This is a genomic window from Phenylobacterium sp. FG114 (genome assembly GCF_057809855.1).
On the sequence record NZ_JBMDKU010000009.1, the window covers coordinates 133,310 to 154,276 of the forward strand.

The 20,967-nt window shown below is 69.0% G+C and carries 18 protein-coding genes; 9 read left to right on the forward strand and 9 right to left on the reverse strand.

Annotation, left to right across the window (positions count from 1 at the left end; all coding sequences use genetic code 11):
- Window positions 1–32 precede the first annotated feature (32 nt).
- The 3 genes from ACODSY_RS16715 to ACODSY_RS16725 are packed head-to-tail and all read right to left on the reverse strand — an operon-like array spanning window position 33 to window position 3,512.
- Window positions 33–2,219, reverse strand: coding sequence for a CHASE2 domain-containing protein (locus ACODSY_RS16715; protein WP_488952898.1), 2,187 nt, complete (start codon window positions 2,217–2,219; stop codon window positions 33–35).
- A complete protein-coding gene (locus ACODSY_RS16720) occupies window positions 2,194–3,156 on the reverse strand; it encodes an MBL fold metallo-hydrolase (RefSeq protein ID WP_488952899.1) in 963 nt (320 codons plus the stop codon). The genes ACODSY_RS16715 and ACODSY_RS16720 overlap by 26 nt, the downstream gene beginning before the upstream one ends.
- Before the next feature lie 20 nt (window positions 3,157–3,176).
- Complete coding sequence (locus ACODSY_RS16725; RefSeq protein ID WP_488952900.1) at window positions 3,177–3,512, reverse strand: STAS domain-containing protein; 336 nt, start codon at window positions 3,510–3,512, stop codon at window positions 3,177–3,179.
- Between the two features lie 404 nt (window positions 3,513–3,916).
- Here ACODSY_RS16725 and ACODSY_RS16730 point away from each other — a divergent pair, with 404 nt between their 5' ends.
- Window positions 3,917–6,886, forward strand: coding sequence for a TonB-dependent receptor plug domain-containing protein (locus ACODSY_RS16730; RefSeq protein WP_488952901.1), 2,970 nt, complete (start codon window positions 3,917–3,919; stop codon window positions 6,884–6,886).
- A 367-nt stretch (window positions 6,887–7,253) separates the two neighbouring features.
- On the forward strand, window positions 7,254–10,388 hold the full coding sequence (locus tag ACODSY_RS16735) for a TonB-dependent receptor domain-containing protein (RefSeq protein ID WP_488952902.1): 3,135 nt from the start codon (window positions 7,254–7,256) through the stop codon (window positions 10,386–10,388).
- Window positions 10,389–10,450: 62 nt separating this feature from the next.
- Here ACODSY_RS16735 and ACODSY_RS16740 read toward each other — a convergent pair whose 3' ends face one another.
- The 4 genes from ACODSY_RS16740 to motA form a co-directional block, all read right to left on the reverse strand.
- Window positions 10,451–10,867: a DUF6491 family protein gene (locus ACODSY_RS16740; protein ID WP_488952903.1), complete on the reverse strand. Its 417-nt coding sequence runs from the start codon at window positions 10,865–10,867 to the stop codon at window positions 10,451–10,453.
- 68 nt (window positions 10,868–10,935) lie between these two features.
- Window positions 10,936–12,726 (reverse strand): tRNA (5-methylaminomethyl-2-thiouridine)(34)-methyltransferase MnmC2, encoded by a 1,791-nt coding sequence (gene mnmC2, locus ACODSY_RS16745; protein WP_488952904.1) that lies wholly within the window; start codon window positions 12,724–12,726, stop codon window positions 10,936–10,938.
- A gap of 73 nt (window positions 12,727–12,799) precedes the next feature.
- On the reverse strand, window positions 12,800–13,072 hold the full coding sequence (locus ACODSY_RS16750) for a hypothetical protein (protein ID WP_488952905.1): 273 nt from the start codon (window positions 13,070–13,072) through the stop codon (window positions 12,800–12,802).
- Between the two features lie 191 nt (window positions 13,073–13,263).
- Window positions 13,264–14,133 (reverse strand): flagellar motor stator protein MotA, encoded by an 870-nt coding sequence (gene motA, locus ACODSY_RS16755; RefSeq protein WP_488952906.1) that lies wholly within the window; start codon window positions 14,131–14,133, stop codon window positions 13,264–13,266.
- A gap of 107 nt (window positions 14,134–14,240) precedes the next feature.
- On the opposite strand from motA, the gene ACODSY_RS16760 reads away from it, so the two are divergent.
- Window positions 14,241–15,563: an MFS transporter gene (locus ACODSY_RS16760; RefSeq protein WP_488952907.1), complete on the forward strand. Its 1,323-nt coding sequence runs from the start codon at window positions 14,241–14,243 to the stop codon at window positions 15,561–15,563.
- Here ACODSY_RS16760 and ACODSY_RS16765 read toward each other — a convergent pair.
- Window positions 15,560–16,885, reverse strand: coding sequence for a lytic murein transglycosylase (locus tag ACODSY_RS16765; protein WP_488952908.1), 1,326 nt, complete (start codon window positions 16,883–16,885; stop codon window positions 15,560–15,562). The two genes, ACODSY_RS16760 and ACODSY_RS16765, sit on opposite strands and share 4 nt — an antisense overlap.
- A 137-nt stretch (window positions 16,886–17,022) precedes the next feature.
- On the opposite strand from ACODSY_RS16765, the gene ykgO reads away from it, so the two are divergent.
- From ykgO to ACODSY_RS16780, 3 genes are all read left to right on the forward strand, one after another.
- The gene (gene ykgO / locus ACODSY_RS16770; RefSeq protein WP_488952909.1) at window positions 17,023–17,148 is read left to right on the forward strand and encodes a type B 50S ribosomal protein L36; all 126 of its coding nucleotides are present in this window, start codon (window positions 17,023–17,025) and stop codon (window positions 17,146–17,148) included.
- 9 nt (window positions 17,149–17,157) lie between these two features.
- Complete coding sequence (locus ACODSY_RS16775) at window positions 17,158–17,781, forward strand: HAD family hydrolase (protein WP_488952910.1); 624 nt, start codon at window positions 17,158–17,160, stop codon at window positions 17,779–17,781.
- A gap of 181 nt (window positions 17,782–17,962) precedes the next feature.
- Window positions 17,963–18,625, forward strand: a complete 663-nt coding sequence (locus tag ACODSY_RS16780) for an Npun_F0296 family exosortase-dependent surface protein (protein WP_488952911.1) — start codon at window positions 17,963–17,965, stop codon at window positions 18,623–18,625.
- A gap of 93 nt (window positions 18,626–18,718) precedes the next feature.
- Here the strand turns inward: ACODSY_RS16780 and folE are convergent, their stop codons facing one another.
- Complete coding sequence (gene folE / locus ACODSY_RS16785) at window positions 18,719–19,309, reverse strand: GTP cyclohydrolase I FolE (protein WP_488952912.1); 591 nt, start codon at window positions 19,307–19,309, stop codon at window positions 18,719–18,721.
- Window positions 19,310–19,439: 130 nt separating this feature from the next.
- Between folE and gapR the strand changes: the two genes are divergently transcribed.
- The 3 genes from gapR to ACODSY_RS16800 all read left to right on the forward strand — a co-directional run bounded on the left by gapR (window position 19,440) and on the right by ACODSY_RS16800 (window position 20,922).
- Window positions 19,440–19,709 carry a nucleoid-associated protein GapR gene (gene gapR, locus ACODSY_RS16790; protein ID WP_488952913.1) on the forward strand — a complete coding sequence of 90 codons (270 nt, stop codon included), beginning with the start codon at window positions 19,440–19,442 and terminating at the stop codon, window positions 19,707–19,709.
- Window positions 19,706–20,029 carry a hypothetical protein gene (locus ACODSY_RS16795; RefSeq protein ID WP_488952970.1) on the forward strand — a complete coding sequence of 108 codons (324 nt, stop codon included), beginning with the start codon at window positions 19,706–19,708 and terminating at the stop codon, window positions 20,027–20,029. Before gapR ends, ACODSY_RS16795 begins: the two co-directional genes overlap by 4 nt.
- An 80-nt stretch (window positions 20,030–20,109) precedes the next feature.
- Window positions 20,110–20,922, forward strand: coding sequence for a M15 family metallopeptidase domain-containing protein (locus ACODSY_RS16800; protein ID WP_488952914.1), 813 nt, complete (start codon window positions 20,110–20,112; stop codon window positions 20,920–20,922).
- Window positions 20,923–20,967: the final 45 nt, after the last annotated feature.

The window sequence follows — 20,967 nt, forward strand, 5'->3', positions numbered from 1 at the left end:
GGCTCCCTGCAGACGTCTCTGAGGTCGCGTCGCTACGCGGCCCGCAGCCGCACCGCCATGACGGTCAGGTCGTCGCTGGGTTCGCCGCCGGCTTCGAAGGCGCGGACCTGGTCGATCAGACCGTCGACGAGGCCGGTGAGGGTGGGGGCCTTCGAGGCCTCGCTGAGGGCGGCGAAGACCTGTTCGCGGCGGAACAGGGCGCCGTCGGGCGCCTGGGCTTCCGATAGGCCGTCGGTGAAGGCGACCAGGGTCTCGCCGGGCGCCAGGCGATGGACCTCTTCGGGATAGGGGAAGGTCTCGTCGACGCAGAGCGGCGGGCCGCCGTCCAGCTTCAGCTCGCGTACCGCACCTTGAGCGTCGACCACCAGCGGGTTCTCGTGGCCGGCGCAGCAGAGGACCAGGCGGCCGTCGCGAGGGTCGAGAACGCCCACCAGCAGCGAGACGGCCATGGCCTGACGATTGTCGCGGGAGAGCTCGCGGTTGATCTCGCCGACGGCGGCGGCAAGCCCGGTGTTGGGTCGCATCAGCAGGCTGCGCGACAGCGCCTTGGACAAGGCCATGAACAGTGACGCCGGCACGCCCTTGCCGGTGACGTCGCCCACCAGGAAGCAGACCCGCCCGTCGTCGAACAGGAAGGCGTCGTAGAGGTCGCCGCCCACGGTCTTGGCGGACTGCAGCACCGCGTCGAGTTCGACGGCGGGCGAGATGCGGGGCAGCTCGGCGCGGGGCAGCAGCATGCCGGACTGGATTTCGCTGGCGGCGGCCAGCTCGCCCGAGATGCGCGCGGCGCTGACCCGCTCGTCCTCCAGCGCGCCGCGCAGGCGTCGCTGCACGCGCCGGCCCTCGACGAACAGCAGCACCACCATGACGGCCGAGTTGGCGGCGCCGGGGGCGAGCATGGGGTAGGGGTCGAGCAGCAGGTTGTTCTGGAACGCCCACCAGCTGGCCCCGAACGCCAGGGCGATCTCGACGGCGGCGCCGACGATCACCGGCCCCATCGGCGCGCGGGGCACGCCCAGGAACGAGACCAGGACGAGGGTCAGGCCGATGCCCCACTCCACCGGCGCCGCCCAGCCCGGGCGGCGCAGCGCCGTGCCACGCAGGATGGAGTCGACCGCCTGGGCCTGGACATAGACGCCGTAGATGGCCTTGGCGCGGGGCGTGCTGGTGACGTCGGAGGTGCCGGCGCTGGCCAGGCCGATCAGCACGATCTGGTCCTTGAACTGGTCGGGCCTGTGTCCTTGGCGCAGCACGTCGACGGCTGACGTCGTCTGGGTCTTCCGCCAGTCGCCGAACCGCAGCAACAGCTGGCCATCGGGACCGGCCGCCACGCGGTGGTCCCCCACCTTGACGGCGAACAGTCGGCCGCCACGGGTCTCAAGCTGGATCTTGTCCGCCCCCTCGGCGACGCGGACCAGTTCCACGGCGAAGCCGGGCGTGGGATGGCCGGCCGCCTTGGCGAAGAGCGGCACACGTCGGACGAGACCGTCGGCGTCGCGATCGCCGTTGACGAGGCCGTGGCCCAAGGGAGCGCCGTCCAGCAAGGGGATGTTGGACACCACCGAGGGGAAGACCAGCATGTCGTCGGGCAGCCGGCCCTCGATTCGGGCCTCGGGCGGCAGGGGCGGGGCGAGGCCGTCGGTGAGGTCGAAGGACTCCTCGGTCACGCCGGCGCGCGCGAGCACCACGGGATTGCGGCCGATCACCCGGGCGAACAGGGCGTCCATGGAGGGCAGGGCCTCGACCTCCCGCGCCACGCCGGGACTGAGCTCGCTGTAGATGCTGGTGAACTCGGACGGCGCCAGACGGTCGGGCTCGGGGAACAGCATGTCGAAGCCGATGACCGCCGCGCCGCGCTCGCTGATCGTCTCCACCAGCCGCGCCAGATAGAAGCGCGTCCACGGCCAGCCGCCCAGGTCGCGCAGGCTGTCGGCGTCGATCACCACCACATGCACCTTGCGCGAGATGTCGGGCGCCGGCGCAAGGGTCTGATAGGCGTCGTAGAGCGGCTGGCGCAGCAGGTGGCCGCCGAACAGCAGCGCGAGGGCGACGACGAGCGCCGCGCTCAGCCCCGCGATCCGGACGCGGGATCGCGCCCCGCCGTCCAGCTCGCTCAGGGCGCTGCTCGTCGACGCGGCGCGAAAGATCCGTCCAAACGAGAAGCCGCGAGCCCGGGCGCCGGGCCCGGCCGCGTCAGACCGCGACCTCGAGTCCGTCATAGGCGCAGATCACCTCAAGGGCGGGCCGGTCGGCGCGCACCAGTTCCTCGTAGCGGACGGTCTCGGCGTGCATGCGCTGGATGTCGGCGTCGGTGTAGGTCGGCTCGTGGTGGAAGAGGGCCAGCCGCTTCGCCCGGGCCGCGTGGCACAGGTCCACCGCGACGATGTTGGACGAGTGGCCCCAGTCCTGCTTGAGACTGACCGTGTCGCCCAGCGAATACATGGTGTCGCAGATCACCAGGTCGGCGCTCTTGAAGAAGGCCTCGAACGCCGCCTCGGCGTCCATGTTGTCGACCTTGTGCTCGCTGTCGGTGGAATAGATCGCGGCCCGGCCGTTCTTCTCGAACCGGTAGCCGTACGAGTCGTGGCTGTGGTGCTGGGCGCACAGGGTGACGGTGACGCCGCCCACGTCGAAGGGCTCGCCCGGTTTGTGGACCACGAACTCGAACTTCGCCCGCAGCCAGTCGAACGGCACGGGGAACGAGATCTCCTCCTGCTGGCGGCGGAGCGCGATCTCGGCGTCCTCGTGGCCTGAGTGGATCACGATGGTCGCGGCGGGATTGAACGCCGGCCCGAAGAACGGGAAGCCCATGATGTGGTCCCAGTGCAGGTGGGACAGGAAGAAGTGGTACACTGGCGCATGGCCGCCGGCGATGCGACGGAACGAGTCGATGCCGAACTCGCGCAGGCCCGAGCCCATGTCGCAGACGAGGAAGGCGCCCGAAGCGCCCTCGACCTCGACGCAGCTGGTGGCGCCGCCGTAGCCGCCGTAGGTCGCGAAGTCGAGGTTGGTCTGGGCGAAGGCTGCGGCTTCCGCCTCGTCGGCGAACTTGCGTCCGTCGGCCGCCACCAGCGCCTTGGCGATCTTCGCCTGCACGGCATCGGCTTGCAGGGCCACCGGCAAGGAGCCGCGCGTGCCCCAGAAGCGTACGAGCATCGAACCCCTCCTGCCGCCGTTCACGCGTCCGAATCGACGTCGTCGACGATCTTGAACAGCTTGTCGTAGCGGCTGATCGCGAAGATCTCCCGCATCCGCGCGTTGGGCGCCGCCAAGGTGATCGCCACCACCTCGCCCGCCTCGCGCCGCGCGATGGTCAGGGCGCGCAGGCCGCGGGACGACATGTAGTCGAGCCCACTGAGGTCGATCACCAGCGGCGCGCCGCTCGCCGCGGCCTCCTGCACCGCCGACGTCAGGTGGGCCGAGAACGCTTCCCAGGTGGTCTCGTCGACCCGTCCCGTGGGCGCGCCCACCACCCTTCCGCCCGCGTTGCGAACCTGCCAGTCCAAGTCCATCCGTAGCCCCCGACACCGGCGTCCCGCCCTGAACCTGGCACGCCTCTGTGCAACTGACGGCGCCGCATCGGGGCGTGCAACTGGATTCGCGCTGGCGGTGCAGTCTCTTGACTCGGCCCCGTTTCCCCGCGTCGCGCAGAGATGTTGCAACGGGGGTCACATGGGCTCCAGCCCTGGTGCGCGCCGTGGGGGATCCCGAAGACATAGGTGCTCGCGCATAAGTTACGCGTATCGTCCAACGGCCCACAAACCCTTGTGGCGCAAGGTGTTGCGCGAACATCGCTTCGCCAGTCTGACGTGGCGGAACAATGAAATTCCTGTGGCGGAGCTGAAACAATCGGCCTCAATATCTTCCGCACTCAGGACGGCCCGACAAACAGAGGCTGCCGAGGGGAGGAAAATCGATGACCAAAGGCAGGTTCTTCTGCAGCGCATCCGTGCTGGCCGCCACCCTGGCGTTCGGCGTTTCGGGTCAGGCGATGGCCCAGGCCGCATCCGGCCAGAGCGGCCCCGCCGAACTCACCGAAGTCGTCGTCACCGGTTCGTTCATTCGCGGGACGCCCGAGGACGCAGCCCTGCCGGTGGACGTGATCGGCGCCGACGAACTGCAGAAGCAAGGTAATCCCAGCCCCGTCGAACTGGTGAAGTCGCTGACCGTGTCGAACGGCGTGCTGGGCGACACCAACCAGTTCGACGCCCGCGCCCAGGGCGCGGAAGGCTCGGCCACGGTGAACCTGCGGGGCCTGGGCCCGGCGCGGACCCTCGTGCTCTGGAACGGCCGCCGGCTGGTGAACGCGCCGACGCTGAACGGCGCGTCGCCCGACCTGAACGTGCTGCCCTTCGCGGCGGTCGGCCGGATCGAGGTGCTGAAGGACGGCGCTGCGGCGACCTATGGCTCTGATGCCATCGCCGGCGTGGTCAACTTCATCTCGCGCAAGAACACCGACGGGCTCGAGGTTTCGGGCACCTACAAGTACATCGACAACGCGTCCGGCGACTGGGACGGCCACGCGGTGTGGGGCAAGCAGTTCGACAACCTCAGCATCCTGCTGACCGGTGAATACCACTACAAGTCGAAGCTGACGGTGGGCGAGCGCAAGTTCACCCAACCTGGGTATTTCACCAGCCCGGAGACTGGGTTCTCCTCGGGCAACGCGACGACAGCCTTCCTGCCCCTGACCAATACGCCCACCGGCAGCTTCACGCCGGCGGCCGGGCTTCAGCGCGACGCGGGCTGCGCCCCACTCGGCGGCATTCCCTCATTCAGCGGCGCCACGCCCACCTGCCTCTTCAACTATACGCCCTACGACAACATCCAGGAGACCGAGAAGCGGTTCGAGCTGTACGGCGAGGTCGAGTACGACCTCAGCGAGGACACCAAGCTCCACCTGGAGGGCTTCTACTCCGAAACCGACACGCCGGACTGGCACACCTCGCCGTCCTACCTGGCGCTGCAGGTGCCGACGTCGACGACCAACCCGGCGGCGGCCTCCGGCCTCAGCGCCGGCTACTTCGTGCCCTCGACGAATCCGGGCTTCGCGCTCTACCGGTCTCAGAACCCGACGCAGATCCCGGCCTTCGCGACCGGCGCCTATCTGCCAGGCGTGCTGTACCGTCCGCTGGCCATGGGCGGGAACCCGCTGTTCGGCGACGGTTCGTCCACGGGCAGCCGCAAGTTCGAGGCCTATCGGATCTCGGGCGGCATCTCGGGCAAGTTCGGGCCGGATATCGGCTACGACCTGGCCGCCACCTACATGCGTGAGGACCTGACCCGGATCGGCTACGACACCATCGTCAGCCGCTTCCAGCTGGCCTTGCGCGGCCTGGGCGGGGCGGGCTGCAACCCGGGCACCGGCACACCGGGCGTCGGTGGGTGCATGTGGTTCAACCCGTTCTCGAACGCGATCCAGTCCAACTACATCACCGGCCAGACCAACCCGAACTACTCGGCGGCCGTGGCCAACAACCCCGACCTGATCCGCTGGTTCTTCCAGCCGACCCGCACCGACGTCACGTCAGAGGTGTTCGTCGTGGATGCGGTCTTCAACGGCGAACTGCCGGGCATCGAACTGGGCGGCGGGAACGTCGGCTGGGCGTTCGGCGGCCAATACCGCAAGCAGTGGTACCAGGCCGAATACGACGCGTTCTCGGATCTGACCGTCACGCCCTGCATCGACACGCCGGTGACCGGCACGACGAGCTGCACCGTGCGGAACGGGCCCTACATGTTCCTGGGCGGCGGCACGCCCGCCGACCTGTCGGGCGACAACTACGGGGCCTTCGCCGAAGTCAGCCTGCCGTTGACCGACAGCTTCCAGATCCAGGCGGCCGCCCGGTTCGAGGACTATGGCTCGAAAGGCGGATCGACCTTCAACCCGAAGGTCTCTGCGCGCTGGCAGATCTCGGACGTCTTCGCGGTTCGCGGCTCGATCGGCACGACCTTCCGCGCTCCGCCGCTCACGTCGCTCGATCCGGGCCAGGTCACGAGCCTCCAGTTCCTGGGCGGCGCGTTCCGCGCCGTCGACGTGCAGGGCAATCCGGGCCTCGATCCCGAGAAGGCGACCACCTATTCGGTCGGCGGCATCGTCAACGCCGGGCCCTTCAAGGCGACGGTCGACTACTGGAATTTCGACTTCAAGAACCCGCTGGTGACCGAGCCCGTGGGCGGCATCTTCGCGACCCTGTTCCCGACGGCGACGGGCACGGGCAACTGCGGTCAAGGCGCGTTGGCCGGTCTGCAATCGCGCTTCACATTCAACGGCGCCTGCAACGTGGCGAACCTGTCGCGGATCCGCACCCAGGCCATCAACGGCCCTGGCGTGAAGACCGACGGCATCGACATCCTGGCGACGTTCAACATCGACGACTTCTTCGGCGCCCGGCTGCAACTCGGGACGTCGTTCACCTACGTCCGCAAATACTCGGTCGAGGCGACGACGGTCGAAGGGGTCACGGTCTCGCCAGCGTTCAACGGGGTCGGCAAGCTGAACTACCAGACCCAGATCTATCCGATCCCGCGGTGGAAGGGGCAGTTCTATATCGAGTACAACCGCGACATCCACACGGCGCGCCTGACCATGAACGCGGTCGACAGCTACGTGGACCAGCGGACCTCGCCGTTCCCGCCCAACGTTGTCCGCGACGGCCTGAACAACGCCGTGCCGCTGACCAACGCGGGCCAGAAGATCAAGACCCAGACCATCTTCGACTTCACCTATCGGGCGCAGTTGCCCTGGGACACGACCGTGGTCGTGGCCGTCGACAACATCTTCGACGAGGACCCCTCGTTCGCCCGCCTGGACCTGGGCTACGACCCGTTCACGGGCGGCGCGCTGGGCCGCACGGCCAAGGTGACCGTCACCAAGAAGTTCTAGTTCGCGGCCCCCAAGCTGCGCTTCCTGACGCCGTCGGCCCCGCCGGCGGCGTCTTTTTCTTGCTGGCCCTTGCCGCCGTCCGCAAACCGCCTCTTCGAAAAATCGTTGAGGATTGTATCCTTCCTGCAACGCTTCACCGTACCCAAGCGCTGAGTGGAAAAATTTCCTTATCGGTGTTCATATTATTGATCTTGCGAGGATAATGGTGGCGAAGGTGCGCGCCTTGCGCGCAAGAGATTTCTGAATCGCGGTACGTTGCCGCCACGGAATCCGGTGGCGCGCCGGGAAAACTCGCGCGATCATCCTCTCACCTAGGTCACGGAATCCGCACGTCAGAGGCGGGTCGGACCTATGGGGGAGGAAAACCATGAACAGACGCAGTGCACTCTGCGGCGGCTCGATGCTGGCTGTCGTATTCTCGCTCGGCCTCGCCGGGGCGGCAGCGGCCCAGGCCGCGCAGACCGGACCCGCAGAGGTCGAGGAAGTCATCGTCACCGGCTCGTTCATCGCCGGGACGCCCGAGGACTCGGCCAGCCCGGTGGACGTGCTCTCCAGCGCAGACCTGGAGAAACAGGGCTCGCCCACGGTGGTCCAACTCGTGAAGACCATCACTTCTTCCCAGTCGTCACTGGGCGAGAGCAATCGCTACAACGGTGGCGCCGGCACCGCGACCATCAACCTGCGCGGCTTCGGCGCGGCGCGGACCCTGACTCTGATGAACGGACGGCGGCTGGCGGACAGCCCGGCCGCGGCGTTCCAGGGCGGCGGCGCGAACCTGAACTTCATCCCGACCGCCGCGGTGGGACGCATCGAGATCCTGAAGGACGGCGCGGCGGCGACCTATGGCTCGGACGCCATCGGCGGCGTGGTCAACTTCATCACCCGCAAGGACCTGGACGGCATCGACATCGACGCCGAATACGCCCTGATCGACGGCTCCAACGGCGACTACAACGGCAACGTCGCGTGGGGGAAACGGTTCGACAACGGCAATGTCCTGCTGACCGCTGGCTACCGCCACCGGTCGCGGCTGGACATCCATGAGCGGAGCTTCGCGCTGAAGCCGTTCGACTTCGCCGGGTCGTCGGGCGCGGCCGGTTTCACCGGGGCGGCCAATCCCGGCTTCTACGTCGCCGGCGCGACCGCCTTCCGCGACAACGGCTGCCAGGAACTCGGCGGCACCCTGACCCGCTCGGTCACGTTCACGAACCCGCTGGCCGGAGAGCCCAACCAGGCGCCGACGGTGGCGTTCGCGGTTCCGGTGAACGCCAACCTGCCTGCGACGTCGGGCACCGCCACGGGGTGCCGGTTCCAGTTCTCGAACTTCAACGACCTGGTGAACCGCGAGGACCATTATCAGCTCTATGGCGAGGTCAACTTCGACCTGTCGGAGAACATGTCGTTCCATGGCGAGGTGGCCTGGACCAAGAACGACACGCCGGTGCAGCGGCTGTCGCCGGCCAACCTGACGGCGCAGTACCCCTCCCGCGTGATCGACGGCGGCACCTCGTTCTCGCCGGGGGCGCCCAGCGGGCCGAACCTGGCGGTGCCGTTCAACGTGCCGGTGAACAACCCGGGCTTCCTGGCCCTGGTGAACGACTGCCGCGCACCGCTGACCGCCACCGAATGCGCCGCCATCCGCGCCGGCGCGTTCAGCCCCACCGGCGCCCAGGCGGGAGCTCCGGGCGGCGCCCGCGGCGTCGACATCGTGCAGCTGGGATGGCGGGCGCTGGCCTTCGCCGGCAATCCGAAATACCCGGACCGGGCCGACCATCAGTCCATCGTCAATGACGGCTACCGGATCTCGGGCGGCTTCAAGGGCAAGATCTTCGGCGGGATCAACTACGACACCTCGCTGACGTTCATGGAGCAGAAGAACACCAGCAACACGAACGACATCCTGGTGAAGAACCTGCAGCTCGCGCTGCGCGGCTTCGGCAGCCAGGACGGTTCGGCCAACCAGTGCACCGCCGCCGAGACCGGCAACTACACCACCGGCGCCGGCAACGCGGCTCTCGGTTGCTACTTCTTCAACCCCTTCAGCAACGCCGTGCAGACCAGCGCGGTGAACGGGGCGGCTAACCCCTATTACAACGCCGCCGTGGCCAACGACCCGCTGGTCGTCGCCGGACTGTTCGGCAACTACACCAACGTCCTGACCAACCAGATCCTCGTGGCCGACGCGGTGTTCTCGGGCGAGACCGGCATCGAGCTGGCAGGCGGGAACGTGGCGTGGGCCCTGGGCGGGCAGTACCGCTACAGCCGGGAGATCCGGAAGTACGGCGCCTTCTTCAACGCCGACGAGAATCCTTGCCCCGACCGCCCGGCCTGCGCCGACGAAAGCGGCCCGCTGCAGTTCTTCGGATCGGCGGTGGATCGGGACGACGACGCCAACGTCAAGGCGATCTTCGGTGAAATCCAGATTCCGATCCTGGACAACCTGAACGTCAACGCGGCCATCCGCTACGAGGACTACCAGGGCAATATCGGGTCGACGACCAACCCGAAGATCGCGGTGAAGTGGCAGGCGACCGACTGGCTGGCCTTCCGCGGCAGCGCCAGCACCACGTTCCGCGCGCCGGGTCCCGGCCTGACGGGCACGGGCTGCAACAACGGCGTCCGCGTGCTGGGCAGCGCCTATCGCGCCTTCCAGACCTGCGGCAACCCCGACCTGAAGCCGGAGAAGGCCGACACCTTCAACGTGGGCGTCATCTTCGAAATGGGCGGGCTGTCGGCGACGCTCGACTACTTCAACTTCAAGTTCAAGGACGAGATCGTCGAGGAGAGCGGGTCGCGCTTGTATGCGACCATGTTCCCCGGCGGGACGAACGTGAATTGCGGCAACGCGGCCTTCGCCGAGCTGCAGGCGCGCTTCACCTTCGCCGGGACCTGCGGCGCGGCCAATGTCGCCCGCCTGCGCAGCTTCACGATCAACGGCCCGAACACCGACACCTCAGGCCTCGAAGCCCGCGTCCAGTACGATTGGGACGGCTGGTTCGACGGCTCGTGGGCCGTCGGCGGCGAGCTGACTTACCTGATCGAGTACAAGCGCAGCACCATCAACCTGCGGGACTCGTCCATCGCCATCGCGCCGTCAGAAGACCGGGCGGGACTGAGCGACGTGCTCAACGACTTCTTCTCGTATCCCGAGCTGAAGGGGAACGCCTTCGCGGCCTTCAACAAGGGCCCGATCAGCATCCGCTGGCAGCTTCGCTACTCGGAGGGGACGTCGCCGGCATTCGGCTCGCCGTTCTTCATCACCGTTCCGAACCCGAGCGCGCCTTCGGGCGCCGACCTCGTGGCGGTGGGCAAGTCCAAGGACTACTGGCAGCACGACGTGATCGTGCGCTGGGAAGCCCCGTGGGACTCGGTCCTGACGTTCAGCGTCCAGAACCTGTTCGACAAGGATCCGCCGTACGTGCCGTCGCCCTACAACTACGACCTGACCCAGGGCAATCCGCTGGGCCGGGTGTTCGAGCTGGGCGTCAAGAAGAGCTTCTAGCCTCCCTCCCGGGAGCCGCTTTAAGGGGGCGCTGGCGACAGCGCCCCCTTTTTCTTGGGCCTCTAGGGACGGGCGTGCTTGGGCAAGGCCTTGACCTCTTCCGGTGTCAGCTTGCGGATCTTGCTGACCGGGCAGCGCTGCGGGCCCAGCCCGCTGCTGGGCGAGATGATCTCGGCGTCCATGCCCGTGCAGATGTAGTTCCCGCCGCGCGAGACCAGAGCGATCTTGTTGCTCCAATCCACATCGTTGCAGCGGCCGAACATCTCGAACTGATAGACGTCCTTCACGCCCACGCGGACGTTGACGATCCGATTGTCGTTCGAGGCGAAGCTGTTGACTTGGTTGGCCCAGAAGCACTGGCTCTTGGGCTTGGCGGCGGCGGGTTCGACCGGCGACTTCGCGACGGCGGGTGCGGAAGCAGCCAGGCCCAGCGCCGCCAGGGCGGCGGCGGCGAGCGGGAGTTTGACGGTCCAGTTCATGGTGGTGGTCCTATGCCCCCAAGGATGTCTCCCCCGAGACGGCGGCACTATAGGGGCCGGACTGAGGCTTAGGAACGGCGGCGCGCGGCGCGTCTTGCAAAGCGGCAGGGATCGACCAGGTCGGCGGCGGCCCGGCCGATCGGTGACGGCGCGCCAAGCGCCAGGGCCGCCACGTGCTCGGCCAGCAGGGGCGCCAGCGAGAAGCCGCGCGATCCGAAGCCTGTGAGCGCGAAGAGACCGTGCTCGAGTTCGCCGGCCGCCGGCAGGCGGTCGGGCGTGACCGCGCGGATCGAGGCGCGGCCCCGCAGCCGCAGCGCCCGCGCCCGGTCGGCCAGCGCGGGCAGGGCGGAGGCCAGGGTCGCCAGGTTGCGCGCATGGTCGGCCTCGCGGACCTCGGCGCCGGCGTCGTCGCGGTCGTGGGTGGCGCCGAACAGCAAACCGTCGCGCGTGGGCAACACGTAGCCGCCCCAGGCCGCCGCGGGGCCGGCGAGCGGCTCGCCGGTCCAGCTAGCCTGGCCGCGCACCGGCTGCAGCGGCAGGGCCGGCGCCAGCTCGCGCGAGGCGAGGGCTGCGGACAGGATCACGGCGTCCGCGCGAAGGATCTCGCCGCCGCTCTCGTCGCGCAGGCTAAAGGCCTCGCCGTGCCGGGCGACGGCAGTGACGTTGGCGCGGACGGGTCGGCCGGCCCAGGCCGCCAGGATTGGCCCCGGATCGACCACCAGGGCAGTGCGCTGGTCCAGCGCCGGCGGCGCGGGTTCGCCCAGGCGCGTGGCGGCGGCGGCGGCGTCCAGCATGGCCAAGGCGTCGGGCTCGAAGACATCGGAGGCGGCAATACGGCCGAAACGGTCGGCGTCGCGCGCGTCTGGCGCGAGTTGCAGGACCCCCCGACCGAGGATCGCGTCGGGAACCTCCTCATAGAGGGCGGTCGCGCGACCGAACGCCTGGGCGAACAGCCGTGCGGCGTCGCCCAGGCCGGCGTCCAGGCGCGGCGTGACCAGGGCGGCCGGATTGCCTGAGCCGCCCGCGCCCGGGGCCAGGGCCTCTATCAGCACCGCCTCGCCCCCCAGCGCCCGGACCGCGCGGGCCGCGGCGGCGCCAGCGATCCCCGCGCCGACGATCGCAACGCGGCGGGACGGTGGCTCGGACGCTTCGCCCGGCAGGCGCGCTTCGGTCCGTTCGCGCTTGCGGCCGAAGCCGGGACGCTTCTCCACGGTGAAGCCCGCAGCGGTCAGGCCGCGGCGGACGTGGCCGGCGACGGTGAAGGTGGCGGCCCGCGCGCCGGGGGCGGATCGTTGCGCCACCAGGGCCAGGAGCTCGTCGCGCCACATCTGCGGGTTCAGCGCTGGCGAGAAGCCGTCCAGGAACCAGGCGTCGGCGGCGCCGGTCCAGCCTTCCAGCGCCTCGGCGGCGTCCATCACCGCCAGGTCGAGGACGGCGTCAAACTCGGGCAGGTCGACACGGTGGCGACCCCGGGCGCGGCCCGGCCAGCGGGCGACCAGGAGACGGGTCACCTCCACAAGTTCGGGCCAACGCCCGAGCGCCCGCGCGGCCTCGTCGGCGGTGATCGGGAAGGCCTCGACCGAGAAGACGTGGAGCTGGGCGCTGGGCGGACGGTGGCGGCGCCAAAGGTCGAGGAGCGCCGCGATGTTGAGGCCCGTGCCGAAGCCCAGTTCGCCCACGACGAAGCGGCGGCGGCCGGACCAGGCCTCGGGCAGACCGCAGCCCTGCAGGAAGACGGCGCGGGTCTCGGCCAAGCCGTCCTCGGCCGAGAAATAGACGTCGCCAAACAGGCGCGAGCGGGGCTGGCCGTCGTCGGTCCACGTCAGGGGGCTGGTCCCCTGGGAAGGATCGGCGGTCATGGAGGCATCCGGAAACGAGAAAGGGCCGCCCCGAGGGACGGCCCTTCCGTAACGCGAATCCGCGTGAAGAAGCTTACTTCTTCTCGGGAGCCGGAGCAGCGGCGGCGTCGGCGGCCGGAGCGGCCGGAGCAGCGGCGGCGTCGGCGGCCGGAGCAGCAGCGGCGGCCGAGTCGGCAGCGGCGGCGGCCGAGGTGGCGGCGGCGTCAGCCGAAGCGGCGGCGGCGTCGGCGGCCGGAGCGGCGGCGTCGGCGGCGGGGGCTTCAGCGGGCTTTTCTTCGGTCTTCTGGCAGGCGGCGACGCCCAGCATGGCGACGGCGGCGCTGGCGATCAGCAGTTGCTTCATCATGGTCCCAAATCCTCTGGTCGAGTGTCAGGCGCCGGTCGGACTTTCCCGCCGATAACGGAATGGGCAAGGCCGCCCCCCCGACGCAGGCGCAGACATAAGCCTGGGCAGCCCAGCATAGCAAGGCCAAAAATCACGGACTTGTGATCACTTTTTCAACCTTTGCCGTGGGCCGCGGCCGACGGCAAGGGGCGTCAGCCTTCGGCCGGAATATTCGAGAGGGCTTCTTCCAGTTCGAGGAAGCTGGGCTGGGCGTCGCTGGGCACGTTGCCGCGGCCGATCTCGACCGAGATTTGGGCGGCGTTGCCGTGCAGGTGGGCGACGAGAACGGCCTGGATGATCTTGTAGAAGGCGCCTTCCTCCTCGACCACTTCCTTCATGCGCGTCGCCATCGGGCCCACGATGCCGTAGGCCAGGAACACGCCCAGGAAGGTGCCGACCAGCGCGCCGCCGATCATTTCGCCCAGCACTTCGGGCGGCTCGGTGATGGCGCCCATGGTCTTGATGACCCCCAGCACGGCCGCGACGATGCCGAGGGCGGGCAGGGCGTCGGCCAGGTTCTGGATGGCGTGACTAGGCATCAGCGCTTCGTGGTGATGCTTTTCGAGCTGCTTCTCCATGGCGTCCTCGACCTGGTGCGGGTCCTCGAGGTTCATGGTCATCATGCGCAGCGTGTCGCAGATGAAGTCGATGGCGAAGTGGTCCTTCATGATCTTCGGGAAGCGGTTGAAGATCGTGGACTCCTTCGGGTTCTCGATATGGCTCTCCAGGGCGATCACGCCCTTGGACTTCATGGTCTTGGTCAGCAGGAACAACAACGAGAGCAGGTCGCGGTAGTCCGTGGCCTTCCACTTGGGGCCCGAGAACACCTTGCCCATGCCGCCGCCCACGCCCTTGATGGTGCCCATGGAGTTGGCGACGAGGAAGCTGGCGACGCCGGCGCCGCCGATGGCCATCATTTCGTGGGGGGCGGCGTGCAGGATCACGCCCATGTTGCCGCCAGACATGATGTAGCTGCCGAACACCAGCGCAAACAGCAGCACAAGACCAATGATCTGGAACATGGAATCCCCGCGACGTCGGGCGGGACCATGCCGGTTAATGCTTAATGTCGCGTGAGTGGGGCCGCGTCAGAATTGCCGCACGGGACCAACCCGCCTAAGGCAGGGGCATGGCCCGCCCTGCCGCCTCGACCCTTCCGAAGAGCTCGTTTGCTATCATCTTCGCGGTGTCGGCCGCGACGGCGATGGGCAACACCGGCCTGATCTCCGTGCTGCCGGCCATCGGCCGTTCGATCGGCATCCCGGACCCCATGGTCTCGGCGATCTTCTCCCTGTCTGCCCTGCTGTGGGCCTTCTCCTCGCCGTTCTGGGCTCGGGCGTCGGACCGGCGGGGACGCAAGCCGCTGATGCTGCTGGGCCTGGCGGGCTTCATGACGTCGATGGCGCTGTGCGGCGCCGTGGTCAGTGCGGGCCTGCATCACTTGGCGCCGCCGATGATCATCTTCGTGATGCTGCTGTTCGCGCGTGCGCTGTTCGGCCTCTTCGGCGCGGCCAGCAACCCGGCGACCCAGGCCTATGTGGCCGAGCGGACGCCGCTGGCGGCCCGCACCCAGGCGATGGCCAGCCTCGCGGGCGCCTTCGGCCTGGGCACGGTGATCGGGCCCTTCCTGGCGCCCCTGTTCGTCTTGCCGGTGGTCGGCCTGGCCGGTCCGCTGTTCAGCTTCGCCGCCATCGCGCTGGTCATGTTCTTCGTGGTCTGGCGCTTCCTGCCCGACCAAAGGGTGGCGCCTGAGGCGCAGCGTCCGCGGCGGCCGGTGGTCGTCGGCGCGGCGAAGGAGCGGCCGCTGTGGCGCGACCCGCGGATCACGCCTTTCCTCATCTACGGCTTCATCGTCGCCACCTGCCAGACGGCCCAGGCCCAGAGCCTGGCCTTCCTGATCATCGACAAGGTGGGCCTCTCGCCGATCGCGGCCCAGGGCTACATCGCCACGGCGATGATGTTCGGCGCGGTGGCCGGCCTTCTGGCGCAGTGGGGGCTGATCCGGATGTTCGAGATGACCCCGCGCCAACTGCTGCGTTGGGGCGTGGGCGTCGCGGCGGCGGGCAATGTGATCGTGGCGCTCGCCCCGGGCGGCGACAACGGCTTCTACGTGGTGGTGGCCGGCTACGCGCTGTCCAGCCTTGGCTTCGGCTTCGCCCGACCGGGCTTCACCGCGGGATCGTCGATCGCGGTTGGCTTGGACGAGCAGGCGCGCGTGGCGGGCGCCATCGCCGCGGTGAACGGGATCAATGTGATCTTCGCCCCGGGCTTCGTCTTCCTCTACCAGCACTTCGGCCCCGCGCCGTTCGTGCTGAACGCGGCGCTGATGCTGGGCATGCTGGTCTACGCCTTCCGCAGCACCGCCCTGAAGAACGCGGATCCCAAGCCGGCGACGCGCGAGGCGGCCACCATGGCCACGATCGAAAAGAGCGACGAGGGCGGGACCGCCTAGGTGGCCGGCGCCGCCGCGGCTTCGGCCTTCAGGCGCGCGACCATGTCGCCCGACAGATAGCCATCGGCGGTCAGCCCGCGGGCCTTCTGCCACTCCCGCAAGGCGCGGCGGGTGGCCATGCCGACCACGCCGTCCGCCCCGCCGGTGTCGAAGCCGAGCACATTCAGCGCCCGTTGCGCCGTCATCCGGTCGACCAGGGACAGGGGCGTCTCCTGCGGCCAGGCCTTTACCAGCGGCGCTCCGCCGGCCACCCGGTCGGCCAGCAGGCCCACGCCGAGGGCGTAGGCGATACTGTTGTTGTACTTGCGGATCGCGAAGTGGTTCGGGAGCAGCAGGAAGATGGGGCCGTTCGCGCCGGCCGGCGCGATGAGCTGGGCCGGCGCCTGGGCGTCGGCGGCGCTCCAGCCCTTGCCGTCCGCCGGCCTCACGCCTCTATCGGCCCACCAGGCCGGCGCCTCGGTCGGGCCCTCGGTGAGGCTGAAGTCGAAGCCGGCCGGCACAGTGACCTCGCGCGCCCAGCCCTGGCCGCGCACCCAGCCGGCCTTGGCCAGCAGGTTGGCCGCCGACGCCAGCGCGTCGGTCGACGAGCCCCAGATGTCGCGCTTGCCGTCGCCGTCTTCGTCGACGGCGGTGGAGAGGAAGGTCGTGGGAATGAACTGGGTCTGGCCCATCGCCCCGGCCCAGGAGCCGCGCAGGCGCGAACGCGGGAACTCGCCCGACTGGATGATCTGCAACGTTGCGATCAGTTCGCCCTCGGCCCAGGCGCGGCGACGGCCCTGGGCGGCCAGGGTCGCGAGGGCGCGCAGGGTGTCGTTGTCGCCCTGGATGGCTCCAAAGCCGCTCTCCATGGCCCAGACTCCGATCAGGACCTCACGCGGCACGCCGAAGCGGGTCTCGATGTCGCCGATCATCGGGGTGTTGGCGGCCCGCCGGGCGCCGATGGTGATCCGGTCGGCGGTGACCACCCCCCGGATATAGTCGCCGATCGGCTTGGAGAACTCGGGCTGGCGGCTATCGAGCGCGCCGACGCGCGGGTCCGGCGTCAGGCCGGCCATCTCGCGGCTCAGCACCTCGGGCCGGATCCCCGCGGCCAGCGCGCGGCCCTGGAATTCGGAGGCCCAGGCGTCGAAGATCATGTCGCCCGACGCGGTGGGCGGCGCGACCGAGGGGGCCGCAGCCGGGATCGCCATTTCGGCGGCGGCCACGGCCGCGGTCGCCGCCGGCAGCACCAGCGTGGGGGGCGCGACGGCGCCAGGGCTCGCACAGCCGGCGAGGGCGAGGAAGGCGGGAAGAACGCGGGAGGGCTTCGAGGGGCGGGACATCAGGCGGAGTCTAGAGCGCGTTGTGCGCCGCCCCAATCAAAACGGCGTCAGGTTGACTCCGGACAGGTCGGCCCGTATATGCGCCCGCTCTTGTTCGCCAACCCGGCCGGCCACGGCCCGATTGAAGATACGGTCCCATGAAGGTCAGAAGCTCGCTCAAGTCGCTCAAGACGCGTCACCGCGACTGCAAGCTCGTGCGCCGCAAGGGCATCGTCTACGTGATCAACAAGACCGACCCGCGCTTCAAGGCCAAGCAAGGCTAAGGACGGCGCGTGCCTTGCTCCCGCGGGACGCCCGTCAAGGCCGTTCTCTGGGACTTCGGCAATGTCATCGTGCGCTGGAACCCGCGCACGCTTTACCAGAAGATTTTTCCTGACCCGGTTGAATGCGACCGGTTCCTGTCCGAGGTGTGCACCCTGGCGTGGCACACACCGACGGACTGCGGCGTCACCTTCGCCGACAACTGCGCGTCCCTGAGCGCGCTGCATCCCCACCACGAAGCCGAGATCTGGGCCTGGCATCACCGCTGGGACGAGATGTTCTCGGGACCGATCGCCGAGACCGAGGCGGCGATCGACGAGCTGCATGCGCGCGGCGTGCCCCAGTACGGCCTTTCCAACATCAGCCACGAGACCATCGACTCCACCCTGGCCATGAGTCCTGCGTTCGGCCGGCTGGCGGGGTTCGTGGCGTCGGGACGGGAGCTGGTGATGAAACCGGAACCGGCCATCTACCGTATAGTCTGCGAGCGGTTCGGCCTCGCGCCGGACGAAATGCTCTTCGTGGACGACAGTGCGGCGAATATCGCCGCGGCCCGGTCGCTCGGGTTCGACGCGCACCATTTTACCGACCCGGCGGCGCTGCGACCCGCGCTGGAGTCTCGCGGCCTTCTCTGAGGTTTCGCAGGGCGGCGGCGGCCAAATCGGCCTCCGCCTGCATCTGTAATGCAACCTTAACCGTAACGAAGCTGAGCCTTGGCACGACACCTGCACGTGTCGGCTTGTCGCCCCTGGCGGCTGTCTCAAACCGGAACGGGCTCCGCACGGGGTTCGTCGCAAAGAACGGACGACTTCGACGATGCGCACCCGCACCACCCTCCGCGCCCTGTTCGCGACCGCCGCCGCTGCCGCCGCCCTGGCTGCCGCCGGCACCGCCTCGGCGCTCACCATGACCGTCTACAACACCGACCTGCCGCTTCCGCCGGGCCAGGTGATGATCGAGGACTTCGATTCCGTGCACGCCACGGGCCCGGACTTCACCTTCACGGCCGGCGCCAACACCTTCGTTCGCGACGGTGACCTGGGCCTCGACCCGGGTGTTAGCGCCCCGCCGCCCGGCGATACGACCAACTATTTCACCGTCAAGAACGGCGGCACGGCGACCCTGAGCTCCACCAAGGGCTTCGCGTCCTTCAGCTTCTACCTGGGCTCGCCCGACACCTTCAACTTCGTCACCCTGCACTACCAGAACGGCAACACCGTCACGCTGCAGGGCTCGGAAATCTGGGACGCGACCTCGGGCGACAACGGCGACCAGAGCTGGGGCCGTCGCGTCAGCTACGACTTCGGCAATCAGGCCGTCAGCTCGATCGACTTCACCTCGACGGGCAATTCGTTCGAGTTCGACAGCCTGGCCGGCGCGGCCGTTCCTGAGCCCGGCACCTGGGCGCTGATGATCGCTGGCTTCGGCGGCGCGGGCGCCATGCTGCGCCGTCGCCGCACTGCTTCTGCGCTCGCCTAGCCCTCTCTCCACTAGACGAGCCGACTGAGAGCCCCTCGCCATCGCCAGGCGGGGGGCTTTTCTCATTTTGGGACAGGTTTCGGCCGTCGACCGCTAGTCGCCGTTGCGAACCAGTTCAAAGAACTCCTGCCGCGTACGCGGGTCGTCGCGCACCTCGCCCAGCAGGTGGCTGGTGGTGAGGCGCGAGCCCGGCGTGTTCACCCCGCGCATGGTCATGCAGCTGTGCTCGGAGACGATCACCACACCGACGCCCTTGGGCTGCAGGATGTCCTGGATAGCCTCGGCGATCTCGGCGGTCAGCTTCTCCTGGATCTGCAGGCGCCGGGCGAAGCCGTGCACCACGCGCGCCAGCTTCGAGATCCCCACCACCCGGTCGTTCGGCAGGTAGCCCACGTGCGCCTTCCCGAGAAAGGGCAGCATGTGGTGCTCGCAGAAGCTCACCACCCGGATGTCGCGCAGCAGCACCAGCTCGTCGTAGCCGCCCACCTCCTCGAACGTCCGCTCCAGATACTCCCTCGGATCGGTCTCGTAGCCGGCGAACAGCTCGCGATACGCCTTCACCACCCGGCGCGGGGTATCGAGCAGGCCTTCGCGGTTCGGGTTGTCGCCCGCCCATTCGATGAGCGTGCGGACGGCGGCAAGCGCCTCGTCTTCCGTCACGGTCTTGCGGGTCTGATCGGTCATGCGCCCTCCGCGTCCATCAGGCTCAACGATTGGGTTGCGGCGAAGGTTCAGTGGCGCGTGACAGGGCGTGTGCAGATGGGTAGGTTCCGCGCCCTTCCGCACCCCCTCCATCCAGTTTAAAGGCTTGGCCATGGCCGACGACGCTACCGCCCACTCCGACGTCCTGAACGCGACCGCGCAGGGCCAGCTCAAGAGCATCATCGAGCGCGTGGAACGCCTCGAGCAGGAGAAGGCCGAGATCGCCGAGCAGGTGAAGGAAGTGCTGGCCGAGGCTAAGGGCAACGGCTTCGACGTGAAGATCATCCGCAAGGTGATCCGCATCCGTAAGCAGGACCGGGCCAAGCGTCAGGAAGAGGACGCCATCCTCGACCTGTACCTCTCCGCGATCGGCGAGATCTGAGCCGCAAGCCGCCCCTCTCGCCCTTCGAGGCGCGAAAGGCGGCGGCCAAGCGCGCCGCCCTCAACGCCCTGCGCCGCGCGAAGCGGACGGCCGACAAGGCCGGTGTGAAGCTCTCCGAATGGGAGGGCGAATTCCTGAGCGAAGTGGCGGACCGGGTGAAGACCTATGGCCGGGCGTTCGGCGATCCTGAGAAGGGCGCCGCGGGCGAGGCGCTGTCGGCGCTGCAGGCGGTCAAGCTCAAGGAGATCGCCGCGAAGGCGAAAGGCGAGAAGAAGCCGCTGCAGCGGAAGCCTTTCCGGCGCAAGGCGGACGACCGCTAGGCGGCCGGACAGCATGGTGAATGCGCGATTCACCATGGCCCTTCACGATGTCTTGGCCGCGATCGGGGCCTACTCCGACCGTGCCTGGACCCCTTTCCATCCGCGCGGTCGCCGCCGCCGCCATCGTGGCGCTGAGCCTGCCGGCGGGGTCGGCCGCGGCGGGTGAGCTCACGCGCGCGAAGTTCGCCGCGATCATGGATTCCACGTTCGGCGCGGGCGCCTGGCGCATGACCGGCGGCTACCGCACGCCCGAGCGCGAGGACCAGTTGCGCGCACAGGGCGCGATGACCGTGCGGCCGGGCGGGACGTCGCGGCACTCGCTCGGCAGGCCGGACGCCCCGGGCGCCTACGACCTGGTCGTCGACGGCATGAGCCCCTACGAAGCCGCGGACCGGCTGCGCCAGGCTGGCGCGCCTTTCGCGCGGTATCAGCCGAAGGGTACACACGGCACCCAGGGACCGCACCTGCACCTGGAGCCCTACGGCTTCGGCCCGGCGCTGGGCGCCGGCGTTCGCGTGGCCTCGTTCGACAAGCCCGCGATCGCCGCGGACGACGCTCGTATGCGGTCGGTGACGCTCATGCTGCCCGCGCCGAGTGCACGGGAGGCCGCGGCGACCCGACAGGAGCTGGCCCGCCTACGCGCGGGCGCGGCGGCGAACTTGGCCGAGGCGCAGCTCGAACTGGGGCGCGCCTATTCCCTGGGCTACATCGTGCCGCGCGACTTCGCGACGGCGCAGTCGTGGCTGCAGGCGGCCTCGGACAATCCGGCCGCCGATTCCCAGACCCGCAGCGAGGCCGTCGCCGAACTCGCCGAGGTCACGGCGCTGCTCGAGGCGGTGCGGTCCCAGGGGCCGGCGCGCCTGGCCCAGCTCGGAACCGACGCCACGGATTGAGAGGCCTTCAAAGGCGGGATCGTACGTCCTCACCCGTAGGGGGAG